Origin of the sequence: Salinispora cortesiana (assembly GCF_000484695.1) — a bacterium.
Lineage (GTDB): Bacteria > Actinomycetota > Actinomycetes > Mycobacteriales > Micromonosporaceae > Micromonospora > Micromonospora cortesiana.
The window spans coordinates 70424-88766 of the sequence record NZ_AXVR01000018.1 but is presented as its reverse complement, the minus strand read 5'-3'; the positions used below and the strand labels follow the sequence as shown (position 1 = coordinate 88766).

The following is an 18343-nucleotide window of genomic DNA, read 5'->3' as shown; positions in this document are numbered from 1 at the left end:
CGGTCAGCGAGTTGTGGCCGGCCGCGCTCATCGCGCACACCCCGATCGCCAGCAACGTCGCCAACCGGTACCGCACACCACGAGGATCACGAGGGTCAGCGACCTGCGCCAACCGGTCCAGCAAGCCCGCAGACGGCGAATCGGCACCGAGGCAGGCAGCCGCGACGTGACCCGCCCCGGCAATGAGCGATGATGACACAGCGAGCACGACACCTTTGGTGAGTCTTGAAGCGTAGACAACTTCATGATCCACAGGTGTTGTGCTCGCTCCTTACCCGGGCACAGCCCCCAGAACAAGATCAGACCAAACAGGACATTCGCGGACTACTCCGGGGCCCTGACCCGCAACGGCTGGACCAGTCCTGGGTGAAGGCCCACGGTGGGGAACCCCCGTTCCACCAGCCAGTGGACCACCGCCACCATCCCGCGCACCCGATCGAGGCCATGGTCTCCGGGGGAGATCTTGATCACCACGTCACCGACTGCATAGACGGCGTTGGTGTGGTGCCGCAGCAGGGTCACGTTCAAATCGTGGTAGCCAAGGCGACGACATACCTCGGCGAGCACCGGCCGGGTACGCGCCTCGACAAACATGGGGCTCCTAGGGACCGAGTGCTGCGGTGGTCCCAAGCCTACGGGCGCTCTCGCGGCACGCCCGCACATAGTCCGTCAAGACGGCGACCTCACCAAGCCGGCTCTCTTCCGGGATCACCCTTGCCACGTCGGTGGCCCTGGTCAGGATGATCTCCGTCCGCTGCGCCTCGGGCAGGTTCGCGACAGCATCACGCGCGGTCACCGCCGCTTCGGTCGCTCGTCGGTCCTGGGCAAGGCACATCGACCGATCCAGGGCGATGAGCGCTGCATCAATAGGTACGGCCGGAGCCGTGCCGTAGAGCCGCAACGCTTCTTCCTGGATCCGATACGCCTCACCCGTGTCACCCAGCCAAGTGTAGGCGCCGGAGAGGTAGAACAACAGCCGCTTCACCGGAACCGGAAGGCCACGTCGCTGTCCTCGTCGCCAGCCTGATCGAACAGCCGACGCGCCTGGTCAATTGCCGACTCTGCCTGCTCCGTAGCACCGATTCGGGCCAGTGCACGCGCCCGTCCTGCGGCTGCCAAGGCAGCGGGTGACGATGCGAGCGATGTGACCCCAAAGCCGCATCAGCCGAAGCGACAGTCTGGGTCGGGTCCCCAAAGTAGTACGGGAGCATCGCCGCTTGCGCCCGCACCAGCACCCTGAAGTGAGCCTCCCCGCTGTCGTCCGCCGCGTGGATCGCCGTGCCATACCAGCGCCGAGCCTCGGCCGCATCCCCGAGCCGCATCAACGCATCAGCGCACATCGTGGCCAGCAACGCCGCCACCCCGGAAATCCGGGCCTGGACCGCCGCCGGCTGCCGCCGAAGCGACAGCATCTGAACCTCCCGGCAGTCGGCAGCCAGCAACGACAGCATGACCTGAGGCAAGGCCGACGGGTAGAGCGTCATGTGCTCGCTTGCGGACTCCTCAATCAACTCAAGTCGCCGAGGAGCGACACTTGTCAACGCCAAGGCCTCGTCCAGGCCGAGCCGGAGTCTCGCCAGGCCGCTAACCTCCACGCTGGCATCCCCACTTGCCAACGGACTATCTGCTCCGCTATCCGCGGCCACGGCATCGGAGTCCCCACCTACGCGAGTGCCCGCGTCCCGGCCGAGCCCCATCGCAGGACGCGGGATGCTCAGGCCGACCGCGATTCGCTCCAGCACCTCGTAGGCCGTTACCTGACGGACGCCCTTGGCGATCTCCGCCGCACGGTTCGACGATATCCCCACGAGAGCCGCGATCCTGCCGTAAGACACGCCCCGAGCGTGCAGGAATCGGAAGACCACAGTGACGTCCCGCCGCTGCAGAAATTCACCGATCGGGCGGCCGTTCCAGACTCCCGAACTCCACCACTCGGGATTCACCTGCGAGCCCACAATCACCTCCGATCGAACAAGGACCTATCGTCACCACAACGCATTCACACCATCAGATCAAGTCGAGACGGATCGAGTCGCTGGATGGACCACAGGATCGAGACTGGCGACAACATGCGAAACCCCCACCGTGGGCCCTCACGGTGCTTCAGGAAGGGCTACCGACGCACATGAAACCATCGTCCTGTTCCTGCCTGGACCGCGCCAGAGTGTCGACTAACTCTGTCGCCACCTGCTCCGGCTCGAGCAGGCAACGCCATGCCGGCACCCCGACGGACCGGCATGGCACCACCGATGAGATCGATCCGAGCGAGTACCCGACGTAGTCCCCGGCGGGCGCAGTCGCCCGCCGGGGACTACGACGACGGCCTGCTCGGCATCTCCACGCCCCACCACCAGGTCAACAGCCCGCCCAGCCACGGGGACGTCGCGTCGCACAGTAGGAACGACGCTCTCAGCGACCGGATAGGCTTCCGGCCGGGAAGGCCGCGCTGGTAGCCCGGCTCAGATCAGCCGGCTCGTGTAGCCGGCCGCCACCAGACGCTCGAACGCCGCCCGTACCTCGTCCGGCATCTCCTGCGGGATCGCGAACCCGCGCTGCGCGTACACCTCGATCCGCTGCGTGTCGCCGACCAGCATGTCCACCACCCGCCGCGCGTCGCCGATACTGCGCACGTAGTCATCCAGTTCGAGTGGGTTCGACGCGCACACCACCTCGACCTCCGGCCACACCAGCCGGCAGGTGGCGTAGGCCCGACGCTGCTGGTAGGGCCGCGACATGATCAGCACCGACTCCACCGGGATCCGGCGTTCGGTCAGCAGCGCACGGGAGAACTTTAGATTCTCGGCGGTGTTCGTGGCACGCGGCTCCACCAGAATCGCTCCCGCCGGTACGCCCTGCTCGACGGCGTACTCGCGGTAGTGCACCGCCTCCCCGCGCGGGAACCGCTCAACCGTCGTCGGAGCATTCGCGCCGGTAAACAGGATCCTTGGGAACAGGCCCTCGTGGAACAGACGTGTCGCGACGACCGCCACCCCAAGGTCATGACTGCCCAGCCCGATCCCCACATCGCACGAACGCAACTCGTGACGCAGGTCGTGGTAGCGCCACAGCGTGACCACGTCCGCCCGAACAGCGTCGGGAATCGCCTCGGCAAATGCTGCCGCACGCCGGTTCATCAGCACCTACCAGTCCGGTCCGCGCTGGATCCCCTCATGCCGCCAGCGTAGGGGTAGCAGCAACACGACACCGCTGACTCCGGCACCACGCCGCCGGCCACCTCAGAACCAGGAGGTGGGCGACGGCCAGGACGATCGCGAGGTCCAACGGCTCCCGAGCACCCACCGAGCGACCAGCCGCCCCGCCGTACGCGAAAAGGCCCCGACCAGCACAAAAGTACCAGGTCAGGGCCTTGCTCGTTGGTGCGCCGCCAGGGACTCGAACCCCGAACCCGCGGATTAAGAGCCAGCGTCACTCGATGCCCCGCGGGCCCACGCTTCCCACCAGTCCACTAATCGGCAGGTCTCGGCTGATACCACCGGACGCACGTACCACACAGTCCATATGACACCGACCCTGTCCACGGCGACCGAGCACCCGCCGAGCACCCGGATGTACGTCGCCCGGCGCTACGCCGACTGGCGATAACCGCCGCCCCACGACGAAACCCAATGCTTCGGGCCAATGGTTCACCAAGCTGTTCCGGCGGCAGTCACGAACCCGCCGCCGGACCAGCCTGTCCCTGCTGTCGCGCTTTCCTCCACGCCGCCGCGAACACCGGCTCCGGTTCCCACAGCCCGTCGTCGGGTCGCTCGACGAGCACGTCGAAGTACCGCAACGCCTCCACCGATCGGGCGCCGCCACATTCGGTTACCTCAAGCCAGGTGGCCAGGTCTTCGCTGCTCATCGGAGCGTTGTAGTCGAGCAGCGAGTCGAAAGCGGCCGCCAGCGTCGGGTTGTTCGCCAGTCCGACCTGGTCAACGAACACACTGGCGACTTCGGCGCTGTTGAGCCTTGCTGCGGTGATCGCATCGCACACGCGTCGGGCGGTGCGTTCGGTGGCCGCGAGCCGTGCGGCGTCGTCGAGTAGCACCGTCCATCCGCCGGTGGCCTCCAGCAGCATCTTCTGGCTGGCCGCGTCACCGAAACACGAGATCTCGTTGTCGACGACCCACGACCGCAGCCCGCCCGGCGACAGCCGGCGCAGCACGATCACCCGGTCGGTGACCTCCCCCAGCGACGGAGCGTCGTCCTTGGTGAACAGTTCGCTAACGCTGGCGTCGACGACCGCGACCAGGGAGCGGGTCACCCCGGCGGCCGGCAGCAGGGTGTCGACCTGGAGCAGTTCGTTGAGCGCGTTGTCGAGCCTGGTTGTCGACAGGTCGCTGAGCACGACCCGGTGCCGGTCACCGGGCGCCCCGCCGCGCAGTTCCCGCCGGTAGCCCGAGGGTCCCCTGGTCACATGCAGGGTGAATCGCGCCCCGATCATGTCCGCTTCCTCGGTCAGCCGTGCCGCTACCCGGTCGATCCCAGTCGCCTGGGTGCCGACGACCACCCACAGGTGGTTGCTCCGTTCGGTCAGGGTGGCCAGCTGCTTCTCGGTCACCGGCGAGATGCGGCCGTCGGTCAGCGTGCGGCGGGCCTGCTCGGCCGACAGGATTGTGACAACGTTACGCCATTCCAGCGCGCACAGCTCTTCCTCGATGGTCTCCGCGGTGCCGAGAAGACGCAGCACATTGCTGGACCGCAGCCGCCACCGGCCGCCAGTTTCCGACAGGACCCCGAGGCCGCTCATCTCCGACAGCAGCGACCGGAACTCGTCGGCTCCCTGGTCGGCGAACCCTTCCGGCCACCACGCCAGGCACTCGTCCCGCAGCATGTTCGTGGGGATGGCGTGGTCGGCGCCTCTCTCCAGCGCGGAGAGGGCGACGACGAGCGCGATCAGCTTGTACCGCGAGTCGAGGTTGAGGGTCAGGTGCACCGTCTCACGGATCTTCTGCCGGACGGCGTTGGAGCCGATCACGCGTTCCAGGTCCTCGTCGCGGATGCGGTACCGCGGCCCTTCCAGGCCCCGTCGGCTCAACGCTTCCCGCACGAGCTCCTCGCCGACCATCTGCAGCAGCTTCGGCTGGTAGTTGCAGTAGGCGAGGACCCGGTGGATGAGCTCGTCGGAGTCGAAGGAGATCCCGAGGGTGTCCATCGGGGTGAACATCAGATCGTGCGCCGCGGCGGGTGTCAGCGGGCCGATGGCGATCGGGTCGCCGAAGTGCGCGCTGGCGAGCGGCTGGTTGGGTAGGTGCGCGAACCGCTGGACCTGGTGCAGGCCGGCGAACACTGGCTTGAAGTTGCGGTTCGTGGTCATCATCAGGTTACGCAGGCGGGTGGTGTGCTCGAACCCTGTCCGGGCGTCCGCGTCGAAGAACCCGTCGCATTCGTCGAGAAGCAGCAGCAGCCTGCGCTGGTTGTTGCTGCCCAGCCACGCGGTAATCGTCGTCTCGACGTACTGGGCGGCGTCGCGGGCCCGTTTGCGCGGCGAGGTGATACCCCGCTGGGCGAGCCGTTCGGCGATCATGTTCCACAGGTCGTCGATCTTGACCGTGGCGCCGAACCCGCCTGACAGCGGCAGATACACCGCGACCCGGTCCTGGTAGAGCTCGAACTGGCGGGCCGCGGCCTGCAGCAGCGCCGACTTGCCCAGCTGCCGGCCGCCGTAGAGCAGGTTCGCGCCGTACGGGTCGAGGATGCTCTTGCGTTCGTCAACGCGGCCGAAGAACATCTCCCTGGGCAGCGCGTCGTGTCCGCTCGGGTGGTACGGGTTGGTCGCCGCGTACGGCAGCAGGATCCGTTCGGTCGTGGCGAACAGCCCGCCTCCGCGGGCGGCGAGGAACGCGATCGCGGCGTCGTCGACAACCATGACCGGCCGGTCGGCGCGGGCCGCGCACTCCTTGGCCAGGACCTTGCGGTGGTCGGCGGACATGCTGCCGAACAGCAAGACGAGGATCGGGTCGCTGCTCTGATCCTGCTCCACCCAGGTCAGCAGCGTGGCGGCGTCCTGCACGCCCCAGCACAGCATCACCTTCAGCAGGTCACCGGCGCGAGACCCGAACGCCGGAACCCGTGCCCCACCGGTCAGCTTGACGCCGGTGAGCTCGACCCATTTCCGGGTCGGGGCGTTACCGAGCTTGTACGGCGTCCTTTCGTTGGTGAACTCGATACCGGCCAGCCGCAGCGCATACCCGAGCACCGACTTCGTCCGCTGGTGGCGCAACGACTGCCGTTCCGTGGTCATCCGGTGCCACTGCTCGAGGCCCTCGACGGCGTTGGTCCGTTCAAAATCGTTGAGCCGGCTGAAGTCGAGGCCGTTGTGGGTGTCCCCGTCCCGGGCAGCCCGGATCAGCGCCGGGGGGACACCGTCGGTGGCGGCGCCGAGGACAGCGAGGAACTTCTCCAGGTCGGTCGAGCGGATGGTGCTGGGTGGATCCTCTCCAGCGAGGATGTTGAGCAGGTACTCCTCGGCGGTGGCGAGGTCTCCGGTGTCGATGCGGGCGTTGATGAGCTCCGCGGCGTTGTCGGAGACCTTCGGACCGGTGTTGTTGGCCGCCCGGCTGGCGGCCTCATTGAGCTCGATCGTGACACGGCTTCGCATCGCCTCCTGAGCCTTGCTGGCGTACTCGGGCAGACGGCCTGCGATGTCTTCGAGCTGGCGTCGGACCGCTCCCAGGTCGGTGCGCTTGGGGTTGGCTGCCTCCAGTTCGGCGATGACCCGGGAGTTGTCAGCGTGGCTGAGCTGTCCCAGCCGGGCGGCTTTCTCCACCTGCGTGGCGACATCCGCCCGCAACGCCCGCACCTCGTTCTGCGACCGGGCGATGCTGCCCTCGAGGCGGTCCACCATCTCCTCGACCCGCAGTCGGTCTGCGTCTGCGACCGCGTCGATGATGATCCGCGCCGCGCCGTAGTCCTCGATGGCAAGCCGGGCGTCGAACGCGGCCGCCCACGACATCGCCACCGCTGACTCGATGTCGGTGATCGTCACCGGCCTGGCGGGGTTCAGTTTCGCGTCGACCGGCAGGGCCGGGCTGCGCAGCAGCTCCCGGTTGAGGACGATGTTCGGGTCCGGTTCGGTCCCGCTGAGACTGGTTCCGTCGAGCAGCTCGACACTGCGGGCAACGCTTTCCCGGCAGGCAGCCGCCGCGGCGGCGAGGAGAACATCGTCGCTGCCCGCCGTGTCGCGCAGTTCGATGTCGGCGTCGACCCATCCGGCGCGGACCTCGTTGCGCAGCTCCGCCAGTTGCGGGGGTACCTGAAGGCTGTCTCGGGCCGCGTCCGGGTTCGCCCGGACCGCGTCGACCCAGGCGCCGACGGCGTCGAGGCATTCACGCGCGTGGTCGGTGAGGCGCCGACGGGCCGCACCTTCCAGCGGCCGGGAGTTCTTCGCCCGGATCTGGGCGTCTTCACGCATCAGTTCCTCGACGATTGCCTCCCGGCGGGCGAACTTGCGCAGCCGTTCGACGGCGACGTCGATGTCGACGCGACGGTCGTGGGCGGCGATGTCGAGCACTTGGCCGATGAGCCCGTCGGCAGACCACCAGCGGTCGGCGATCTGCTGCGCGCGGGCGAACCGCACGGTCCGCAGCCGGTCGCGTGCCTGTGCGGCGGCCTCGACGGCGGTGGCGATGCTCTGGTCGGCTCCTGCGATCGGGGCGAGCGCGGCGAGGATCGCGCTGCTGGACAGCAGGCCGCGGGCGGAGGCGGTGCCGATCGCGCCGGCGACCCGGGTCAGGTGCGGCAGTTCGTGCAGAGAGCCGACCAGGCCCTCCAGGATCGTGCCGGCGTTCGGGTCGGCGGTCACCAGCGCCCCGCGCACGGCGGCGGCGAGCAGCGCCAGCTGGGAGGCGCGGTCGCCGTCGAAGTGGTGTACGTGGAGCGTGTCAAGGTCGGCGCGCAGCATGGCCGAAGTGGCGCCGCTTTCGCTGCGGACCGCTTCGGACAGCGTGAGCATGCGCAGCGCCTGGGCGCGGGTGACGTTCCCCCGGGCGGTCGCGGCGTGGAACGCCAGACAGTAGCGCCGTCTGCGTAGCAGCGACGCCATGAGGCTGTCGTCCGCGGCGTCGTCGGGTTTCCGCAGTGCGCCAGCTGGCCGATGCTGCTCAGACGGCGCCTTTGGCTGCAGACTGATCAGGTCGGCTCCGTCGCTGGGCTGGTCACCGGGCCCGTCCTGCGCCGCCGCGTCGGCGGCGGCGCGGGGCTCGATCGCCTCCGCCCTTGTGGCCGCACCAGTGCCGTTGTCTCGTGTGCTCACGGGGTCGTCATGACCGCAGCCGTTGGCCGTGACCGGCGCGACGCTGCCGGCGGTGCCGTCCGGGGCGGCCGGCGATTCGTTGACAGCGATGCCGTCGGAGACGGCAGGCGGGGCGGTCGCTACCGCTACGGCGAAGGTAGTCCGGGCCTCTGGCACCGGCGCGTCCACGCTCTCGGCGGGATCGGCTTGGTGGGCGGCGGCGTTGTGTGCGCCGGTGGTGTCGTCGGTCCTGGCGGTCAGTTTTCCCATGAGTGCGACGACCAGCACCGGGCCGAGCTCCGTGGGCAGGTGCTGCTGCGCGGTGGAGTACAGGTGTGTCGCCTGCGCGATGTCGTCGGCTTCGGCGGCGTCGATGATCTGCAGCAAAGTGATGAGCGCGGTGACGTGGTTGCGCTGGTCGTCGTCCCAGCAGTCGGTGTCGAGGAGTTGCTGGGCGAGCTGTCGGACGCCGGCCAGCATGTCGGCGCTCGTGTCGGGTCCGGACAGGTGCGTCAGCCGGGTCAACTGTTCGCGTGCTGAGCAGTCTTTGTCCTGTGCGGCTGAGGCACGGTCGAGCGCGGCGGCGAGTTCGGCGCAGTCGTCACCGAAGTCGGGGTCCACGCCGAGGCCGGCGAGGACGGCCCGGGCATGCGTGACGACCGTGCCCAGCTCGGCGATTCGGTCGAGCAGGTGCTGATCGGGCAGCTTTGACGCGGCGAGAGCGTCGGATATCTGCTGGGTGGCATCGTGGGCGGTGTCGACGGTAGTACGTAACCGGACGGCGAGTTCTGCGATGGTCGTGTCCGCCGCCGGGCCCCCTTCGACGTCGGCGTCCGTCACCGCGGTGGTGACGTCTGGCCGGTGAGCGCCGGTTTCAGTGGGACCGTGGTGGCTGGCGGCTAACCCTACGGTGGTTTCGCTGCTGTCTGGCATGTCTGCCCCGTCTTCTGTTTCTGGGTCCGAACCGGGGTCGCTGATCGCGTCGGCTCCCAGTACTTCCAGGCGGGCGCAGGCGGCGGCGATGTCGTTGACCACCTCCGCAGGCCAGGTCGGCAGGGCCAGTCCGCTGGTGAGCGCAAGCCGCAGTGCGGCGACGACCTGTGGCAGGTCGTACCAGAACACGAGAACCATCAGCCGGACGGCGTTGGCCTGGCTGGCGTCGTCGACCAGCGCCTTGCGCAACGCGTCGTCATCGCGGTCGGTCAGCCACGCGTCGAGTGGTTCCATCAGCCGCCGCAGGACCGGCCGGGTGATGGTGCGTGCCGCCCGTCTGCGGTCTGCGGTGGTCCAGGTACGTAGCTTGGCCAACCCGTTGGCGGCCGCGATCGGGACGGGTTTCCTCGCCGATGGCACACGCAGGTGGCTCAGGAAGTCAGTGCGCTCCGGGTTGGGGATGCGCCAGACGAGGTCGGCGAACTCCTCCGGGGTCAAGACCTTGAATGCCGCCTCCAGCGCGTCGTTGAGACGCTCGAGCTGGGCGGCGAGTTCGGCCTTCGCGGTGTATCCCTGCCGCTCTTCGTCGTCGGTGGCCTCGGCGGCCAGCTCGGCGAACCCTTCCGAGGTGCAGATCAGCACCGAAGTGTGACGGTGACGGTGACGGTGACGGTGCCGCAGGCGACCACTCATCTGGGGGTGTGACTCCTATCCGCGGAAGGCTGTGTGCTGGAAACGGTGCTGGCGGCCGGTGGACGGGCGAGACGCAGTAGAACAAGCGGGTATGACATCGACGACGTCGGCGAGGGGACGTCGTCGATGTCATGCCAGCGGTAGCCACAATGGACCCGGATCACTTCCCCTGCCGTGTCCTTTGACGAAGGTGAACCCGTCGGGCAGTCTCGTGTCGGCGTGCTGGCCCCATACTCTCCGGACGTGCCGGGCATAGTTCTCCTTCGCCTGGTCGCTGGCGCGGTACCCGCTCGGAAGCGCCCGGCAGTTGGGCGGCACCCAATGCTCGCGGGTGCGCTCCCGCAGCGCCGCGTGCCGCTGTTGCGCCGCGGCGTAGTCGGCGTGCTGGCGGGCCGACTGGCTGGGCCACCACACGAACGTGTCCGGTCCACCGCTTCCCGGCTTGTCGGGACGTTCCGGGTTCGGTTCATGGGTGAGCTTGCCGGCGTCCACAAGACGTTCACAGGTGTAGATCACCTGCCACATCAGCGGCGGGTTGTCGAAGTCTGCGCCGAACATGACGCCGAGCAATTGTTTGCCGGTCAGCCTGCGGGAGCCGAACGTGCCCTCAGTGCCGTGACGGCGAAACGCGGCGAGGATCAGCCGCCGCAGCGGGTCGATCCCCTGGTATTTCGCCGGCACCGTCGGCGGTGCCGGTTCGTCGTCTGCGTCCGGCTTGGTGCCGTCAGTCTCCTCGGGTGCCGGGTCGGGGTCGAGGTCGATTCCGAGGGCGGTGGCAAGCAGTCGATGGTCGGCGTCCCAGCGGAACTCGTCACCGTAGGGCAGCGGCCGTTCGAGCAACGTCGTCGTAGCGGCCAGTCTGCGGGCGCCGCGGGCGAGCGAGACCATGACCTTGATCCCCGGGTAGAACGACAGCGGCCAGGCGACACCGGTCAGCGCCCCGTCGCCGTGTTCGACCGTATGGATCCTCTCGTCGTCGGAGAGGTCGTCGCCGTCGTGGTGCAGTTCGATGACGAGGGCGCCGTCGGCGAGCATGGCGGCGATCCGGTCAGGTACCGGCAGGGTGTCGTTGTCGAGGTGGATTGGTCGCAGCGCCACGGTGCACACGGCGATGTTGTCGTCGAGGTGTTCGACAACGACCTCGTCTCCGGCGGGTCCTTCTGTCTCGGTGTCGTCCGGTTCCGGGTCGGTCGTGTCGGGGTCCGGACCGGATTCCCGCTGATCCGTGCAGGTGCCGGTGATCGCTCCGGTGTCGTCAGTCGGCTGCTGGATTTCGGCCGGATCGGTTGCGCCGGTACCGTCATCGGTGCTCTGGGACGGCGGCTGTGACTGGTGGTAGCCGAGCTCGAGGGGTCGTAGCGGGTCGACGTCGCGCAGGTCCGCTGGGACCGGGGACGGTTGCGCCAGCCACACGCCGCCCACCTGCCACAGGTCGTCGACGCGCAGGTGGACTCCGTTCGGCTGCAAACCGTCGACGGCTGCCGTGGCGTGGTCGGCGACGGCGAGGTTGGCGTGCACGACCGCTTCGGCCGCCGCGGTGAGCTCGAACGGGTCGACGTCGACGTCTTCCGGGTCGTTGGCGAAGACCTCGTCGACTCTGCCAGCCAGCCACGGCCATACACCGGTGAACCGTGGTCCGGTCCCCGACCGTGCGATGGTGTGGACCAGGTCGTCGAGGTCTTCCCCGCCCAGCAGGCCGGGGTCTTCCCGCCGGTGGTGGTACCGGTCGACCGGGGTGGCGTAGCCGCCCCATCGACGCAGGTGCGGTGCGACGTCCAGCAGTTTGTCGATCGTGTGCAGCGCCGTCTGCAACGCTACGGCGAGGGTGTCGTCGTCGTGCGGGTCGATCAGCAGACCGCCGAGCGGTCCACCTACCAGTAGTGGTTTGCCGGCGGTGAGCAGATGGTGGGCGTACAGGGCGATGTCGTCGAGGCCGGCCAGCCGAGGACCGGGGTAGCAGACCTGTCCTGTCAGGTGTCCACGCTCGTCGAGGAGCACACCACGCTGGCGCAGCCGGTGAAGTTCGGTGCGTTCCCGGGGTGTGAGTGGTGCGCCGAACGCTTCCGGGTCGACGATCACGCGTTCCGACCGGCAGCCGGTGTCGTCGAGGACCGCCGGTGCTCCCGACAAGCGTGCAGGGACCCACCCATCCGGGTGGACGCCGTCGGCGGCCCCGAAGCGGGCGACGACCTCTGCCCACAGCGACTGCTGACCCCGTTCGATGCGCACGAACGTGCCGACGGGCAGCGCCGGCAGCGTCGCGGCATCGGTGGTCAGCCGCACAAACAGTTCGGGGTCGAGGACGGCGGCCTGGTAACCGCGGGCCTGCAGGTCGAAGCCGAAGTGAAGCGCGTTGAACGCGGTGGTGGTGTGCAGCGGCGCCCGGCGAACGTCGGCGACCTGCTCGAGGTAGGCGATAATGGCCGCGCGTACCGCGTCGGGGATGTCGTCGACGTCGCGTAGCAGGTCGTCGGTGAACAGCGGTTCATCGTGGAACGGTCGCCATGTCGGTGTCGCGGTCATCGTCATCGGGCGGCTCCTGCCTGCCGCGCCGCGGCGCGGGCGTTGTCACGGTCGACGTGCCGGCGAAGCCGCCAGACCCGGACGCCGTCTGTCAGGGCCGCCTCGCCGGCGGCTTCAAGCCGGGCGAGCGCGTCGGTGACGTGGGTGAGCTTCATGCCGGGGTCGACGCCGCGCAGCCGGTGGTAGAGAAGCTGCGGCCACAGCGGTCGTAGCCGACCGGAGCGGCTGTCGCGGTAGGCTTCGTCGCCGCGCAGGACCCGGTGCAGCATCCCGGCGGTCAGGCCGTGGAAGTTGTCCCACAGCAGCGCCCGCAGGTAACGGTCGACCGCCGCCTGGTATGGCGCGCCGTCACGGTCGGCGGCCGGCCGCGGCCGCGGGGTGTTCAACGCGTTCAGCAGCACCGGTGTCGGTGTGGTGTCGGCGCTCGACGACCAGCAGGTGGAGCAGCGGCACGCGGCGGTGCTGCAGGTGCCGTCGGGTACCGACTGCCCAGGCTGACCGAAGTACTCGGCGAAGCCGACGTTGGCGCACTGGGCCTGCTCGGCGTACCAGTCCCGCAGCGCGGTGAGCTCGGTGTTTAACCGGGCCCGGTGGGCGTTCATCCGGGTGGCGAAGTCAGCGGGCAGCCGGCCGGTCCGGTCGAGCATCCGCACCGAGACCAGGGTCTGGGTGTTGCCGGCCTGGGAGACGTCGACGACGCCGAGGTCGTGCAGGGTCGCCAGCAGCGCCCAAGTGCCGGCGACGTCGTCGGCGAGGCCGTCGTAGCCGGTCACGGCTGCGGCGAGCTGTTGGTGGACGTCGGTGAGCTGGTGACGTCCCGGCCGGGTCGCGGCGAGCTGCTGCACGACCGCAGCCGCGTCGGCGAGGGTGTCGTCGCAGCGGATCGGATCGTCGAGCGGAGTCAGCGTGACCGTCGCCGGGAAATCGCCGCAGTCGTCGACCGTTCCGGCCGCGTCGAGGGCGGCGAGCGCCCGGATCACCGCGGTGCGGTACATCGTCATCGTCGCCGCTTTGCGGGCGTCGTCGAGCGACATCCACCCGGCGTCGACCTCCTGGCCGATGACGATGTCAGCGACGTGGTCGGGGTTGAGCACTCCGCCGCCCCGGGCGGCGGCCACGACTGCGTTCCCGATGCGCTGCAAGGTCGGGTTCGCCAGACCTTGCGAGATCATCCAGGCGACGGTCCGGAAACCACGGCCGGTGCCTAGGGCGAGCCCGTACGACGGTGCGGTGATCTCCGCGGGGTCACAGCCGGCCTGGTCACGGCCGGCGCGGCCGAGTTGCTGGTACAGCCCGGCGAGGTCGGTGGGTGGGGAGACCACGAACACGCAGCGGATGTCGCCACGGTTGACCCCGAGACCGAATGCGCTGGTCGCCACTATCAGTAGCGGAACCCACCCCTCCTCCCCGTCCTTGGGCGCGTCGCGGAACTCGGTGAGGACCGCCGCTTTCTCCGCCTCCGACAGCCGGCCGTGGAAGCGGCGCACCCGCCGGGTTTCGCCCTCTCCCACGAACTCGCGCAGGTGCGTGTACAGCGTGTCGACCTCCCGGACGGTCAGGCAGTAGAAGATCGCATGGTCGTCGCAGGCGGAGGTGACCGCTTCGGCGAGCCCAGCGACGACGTTCGGACCGGCGGCCCGGAACGTCCGCCGGTAGATCGCAAGTTCCGGCCGTAGCGGGTCCGCGGTGACGGTGACAAGAGGTTCACCGGCGGACGGGGTCTCGGGCAGACCGAACAGGCCGCTGCGCAGCCCGGCGCGCACCCCACGGTTGGCGGTGGCGGTGACCGCAGTGACCCGGACGCCGTGCCGGTTGCGCAGCTCAGTCAGCAGACCGGCGGCGCGGCGGAAGCTGGGGCGGAAGTCGTCGCCCCATTGCACAAACGTGTGAGCCTCGTCGACGGCGACCCGCCGCAGCTGCCCGTTGGCCGCCCCGGTGCGCAGCAGCTGCTGGAACCGCCGGTTGCCCAGTCGTTCCGGGGAAATGTAGACCAATTTGATGCCGTGGTCGTGGACACCGGTGAGCTGTTCAGCGACCTCGGTCTTGCCGCGGCGGCTGTTGGACTCGGCCATCGGCCCGACGAGGGCACGGACGGCGCCGCCGACGCTGGCGTTGAGTTCAAGGGCCTGGTCGGCCATCAACGCCACGAGCGGTGACACGACGACGGTGACGCCGGTCAACGCAAGCGCGGGCAGCTGGAACGTGTAGGACTTGCCGAAACCGGTCGGCAGCAGCGCGAGCACGTCAGCCTTGTCGGCGACCGCGCGGATCACCTGCTCCTGCTGGTCACGCAGCTGCAGTGGGACGTCGGAGAACCGCAGGTAACCGGCGATCTGGGAGCAGCGTTCGACGAGCAGGTCACCGAGTTTACCTTCGGCACGGGCAGTGGTTTCGGTGTCGTCGTCGATGCGGGCGGCGAGAATCTTGCGGGTGGCCGGCAGCAGGGTGTGTTCAGCGAGCGCGTCAGCGGTGCACAGCTCGTCGGCCCGCGCGGCAGTGATCTTTCCGCAGTCGGCGAGGAACCGCCAGATCCGCTCCCAGCCGTCAGCCATCGTCGTCAGGTTCCCACCGGCGGCCTCCCCCGTGTCGGGATCGGCGACCAGCAGCCCGGGGTCGAGCGACTCGAGGAACACCCGCCGGTAGCTTCGCCGTAGCGCGGTCTGGCCGGCGAGTTTGCGGTCGCTGATGATCACGACACCGCGGTGGTGGGCTGACCGGATCAGCCGGCCGACGGCCTGCCGCAGATCCATCGCCGCTAAGGGCAGGTAGTACGACTCGGTCGCGACCCGGTCCGGATCCGGATGGCCGGTGTCAGCGGCCCGGCGGGCGACCGCGGCGCGGCGGGCGGCGACGACCGGGTCGGCGAACGGCGCGAATGGCAGCTTGTTGATCCACACCAGCGACAGCCGCTCGGCGGGAAAGTCGACCCCCTGCCACATCCCGCGGGTCGCGACGCAGAACCCTCCGGTTTCGGTGAACGCCCGCGCCGACCGCGCGTTGCCGAGGATCGGGGCGACCGCAACCGGGACGTCCGGCGCGACCGCGGGCAGTTCGGCGAGCAGCCGTTCGGAGATCGCCGACGCCGCCCGTGTCGACGTGGTCAGCACTAGCGCACCACCGGTGAACACACCGGTGGCCGCGCTGCCGTCATCACCGGCGGTTTCCGGGCGGATTACCTCTCGGGCGTAGCCGGTGAGGTGGTGGGCGACGGTGCGGACCGCACCGTCGGCCTGCTCCGCCCAGCTGGGGAAGTCGGTCAGACACACCAGTCTCGCCTGGGAGGCGAGGTCGAACGGGCCGGGCAGGTAGTGGGCGTCGACGTCGGATCCCAGTCCGAGCCGACTGCGGATGTAGTCCCATCGGCCGGACACCTGCAGCGTCGCCGACACGTAGAAGATCCGGTCGAACCTCGACCGGGCGAGCCTCCACTGCGGGTCGTGGGCCAGTTCGATCGGCGCGGACGTCACGGTGAACGCGTACCGGCGGGCGGAGACACTCAGACCTTCCAACTCCAGTTCGGTGGCGAACACGACCCGGTTCGACACCACCGACGCCGATCCGGAGTGGTCCGGCATGAGGGGCCCAGCGTCGTCAGCGCCGACCTCGCCGAGGCGCTCCTCGAGCGGGTCCACCGGCGCTTCGGTCTCCCCCGACTCATCGTCGTCGACGGCCGGAGCGTCGTCCCCACCGCTGCCGGCAGGTTGGTCGGCTGGCGTGCCCGGCTGCCCGGCAGCATTCCCTGCGTCGGGGCGGGGAGGGTCGAGGATGGCATGGGCATCGGTGGTGATCTGGTCGGCTGCCTCGGCCAGACTGCACACCCTGCTGGCCAGTGACGCCGCCCGTTCCCGTTCCCACCACGACGCCGCCTGCATCTGCTCCGATCCGAGGTGACCGGACAGTTTCCGGTAGACGAGCCCGGCGACGACGGCGAGGCGTTCCACCCGGGCGAGCATCTGCCGCGCCGAGGCGCTGCCGCCGAGCCCACCGAACGGGCTCGCCAGGGTCGCCGCGCGGTTGCCCGGCTCTCCGCCGGTGGCGTCGAACACCGCCTGCGCGGCCCGTGGCATCACCTCGGTGTCGAGCATCGCCTCCAGGTCGGCGATCTGCTCCCCCAGCGCTGCCGGTGCCCCGCGCTGGCTGGCAAACCAGCGACGCAGCTCGGCGACGAGGTCCTCCACCGCCCGATAGTCCACCTCGGCGCTCGCGGCTCCTGTCGCGGCGTGTTCGAGGGAGTGCGCCTCGTCGACGACGAGCAGGGTGTCGTCGGCGAACGCGTCCGGGTTGCTCAGCAGCAGCGCATGGTTGGCGACGACGAGGCGATGGTTGGCCAGCGCTTCGCCGACGGTGTCGGTCATGTGGGCAAGCGGCGACGCGGAACCGGGCCCGTAGTCGTCGGACTCCTGGCTCACGTTGGCCAGCCACAACCCCATCAGCGGGCCGGCTGTCGCCGAGATGTACTCGGCGAGGAAGATCGGGATGTCGGCGGTGTCGACACTTCGTGCCACCCACGTCTGCTGCGCCGATGTCGCGGTGGCCAGCCGCTGGACCAGGTACACCAGCAGCTCCCGGTAGCCCGGGTGGGCGGCGAACCGGTTCCGGCGATCCCGGTGGCTTGCTCCGGCGGCCGCGGCGACCGCGTCGGTGAGCGCGGCGACGAGTGCCCGCAGTGACAGCCGGTTGCGTTTACCTTTCACCAGGTCGGCGACGTCGTCGAGGCCGGGCACGACCATGGCGAGCCGGGTGATGTCAGCGGCCAGCTGGGTCTGCAGCTGTTTGGTGAACGTCGCCAGGACCACCCGTCGGCGGGAGTTGCTGGCGAGCCAGTCGAGGGCGGTGGCGAGAACCGCGAGGCTCTTACCGGTTCCCGTCGGCGCTTCACACAGCGCATCCCGGCCAGCGTCGACCTGGCGCGCCAGGAGTTCGGCCATATGCTGCTGCGCCGGCCGGCGATCGACCGAACCGTGCGCGGCCACCAAGGCGAGTGCGTGCGGGTCCACGTGACCGATGCGGTCGAACAGTCGCTCCGGCACCATCAGGTTCTCCGGGGCGGCTCGGCCACGCCGGGTTGGTTCCCGCAGGTCGCCGCTGCCGAGCACGTCCGCGAGCACCTGGGCGATCAGGCCGTCGTCCGCGGCCGGCCGACCAGATGGTGCGGATAGCAGCGACGTGAGCAGGTCCCAAGCAGGTGACCCGGCACCGGCGGCGAGCAGCAGATCCCGCAACGGCCCGTCCCAGCCTGAGACGGTGTCCGCGGCGTGCCGCAGCAGCCGGGCTGTCAGGTCGGCATCGTCTGCGGCGTCGTGCCATCTCAGCCCTGACCGACCGACACCTACCTCGTCGGCGAGCTCCGCCAGGCGATGGGAACGGGCGGTCGGCCAGACCGCGTGGGCGAGGTACAACGCGTCGGCTCGGCGCAGCGCGCCGAACGGTGGCTGCTCGGCCCGGGTGGCCGCATCGTCGAGCATCGGAAAGTCGGCGCCGGTGCCGTTGTAGGCCACGAGGACGTCCGCGTCCGCCAAGTAGTCCCGCAGATCGTGCAGCGCCTGCTCGACAGGGATCGCTTGTGCGGCGTACTGGTCACGGACGGACGCTGACCGCAGCTGCTCTTCCCAGTCAACGTCCGGCAGCCGCACCCAGGCGGTGAAGCGTGGCGCCTCCTCAACCCAGCGCCGATCCGACGACAACCGCACCGCACCGATTTGGTAGATGCGCCGGTCCCCGTCGGGGTGACCCGCAGTGGGACGCACAACAGCTTCGACGTCGACGACGACAGCCCGGGGAACCTGCGCAGTTACCGCCGATCGATGCCCGGAAGGGATTGGCGTTGCGGGCGCGTCGGCTGCCCTGAGGATGCCGTTGTCGTCGTGGATGAGCCCAGCGCCCAGTGCCGAAGCGGCGATCCTCTGAAGTCGCGCCTGCGTCATCGCCGGCCAGCGCTGCCGCGCGGCCTCGAGTACCTGG

General features: G+C 69.3%; 5 protein-coding genes and 3 pseudogenes. All 8 read right to left on the bottom strand.

The window, feature by feature from the left end:
- A partial coding sequence (locus K228_RS30150; protein WP_223160745.1) for a transposase family protein occupies window positions 1–199 on the bottom strand: 199 nt, incomplete at its 3' end.
- Window positions 200–339: 140 nt separating this feature from the next.
- Window positions 340–594, bottom strand: a pseudogene (locus K228_RS0110940) (phosphotransferase); the annotation flags it as partial.
- A 7-nt stretch (window positions 595–601) separates the two neighbouring features.
- Window positions 602–1961: pseudogene (locus K228_RS30145) on the bottom strand (NsdA family TPR-like regulatory protein).
- 142 nt (window positions 1962–2103) lie between these two features.
- A pseudogene (locus tag K228_RS30140) lies at window positions 2104–2408 on the bottom strand (hypothetical protein); the annotation flags it as partial.
- 51 nt (window positions 2409–2459) lie between these two features.
- Window positions 2460–3140 carry a YdcF family protein gene (locus tag K228_RS0110930; protein ID WP_025618472.1) on the bottom strand — a complete coding sequence of 227 codons (681 nt, stop codon included), beginning with the start codon at window positions 3138–3140 and terminating at the stop codon, window positions 2460–2462.
- A gap of 527 nt (window positions 3141–3667) precedes the next feature.
- On the bottom strand, window positions 3668–9808 hold the full coding sequence (locus tag K228_RS0110920; RefSeq protein ID WP_025618471.1) for a hypothetical protein: 6141 nt from the start codon (window positions 9806–9808) through the stop codon (window positions 3668–3670).
- 180 nt (window positions 9809–9988) lie between these two features.
- Window positions 9989–12388, bottom strand: coding sequence for a hypothetical protein (locus K228_RS0110915; RefSeq protein ID WP_020216771.1), 2400 nt, complete (start codon window positions 12386–12388; stop codon window positions 9989–9991).
- Window positions 12385–18306, bottom strand: a complete 5922-nt coding sequence (locus K228_RS0110910; protein WP_281171579.1) for a DEAD/DEAH box helicase — start codon at window positions 18304–18306, stop codon at window positions 12385–12387. The genes K228_RS0110915 and K228_RS0110910 overlap by 4 nt, the downstream gene beginning before the upstream one ends.
- Window positions 18307–18343 lie beyond the last annotated feature (37 nt).

Excerpts from the sequence above, each read along its gene's own strand:
- K228_RS0110915 (WP_020216771.1), bottom strand. The coding sequence starts at position 12,388 with ATGACGATGACCGCGACACCGACATGGCGACCGTTCCACGATGAACCG.
- K228_RS0110910 (WP_281171579.1), bottom strand. The coding sequence starts at position 18,306 with ATGACGCAGGCGCGACTTCAGAGGATCGCCGCTTCGGCACTGGGCGCT.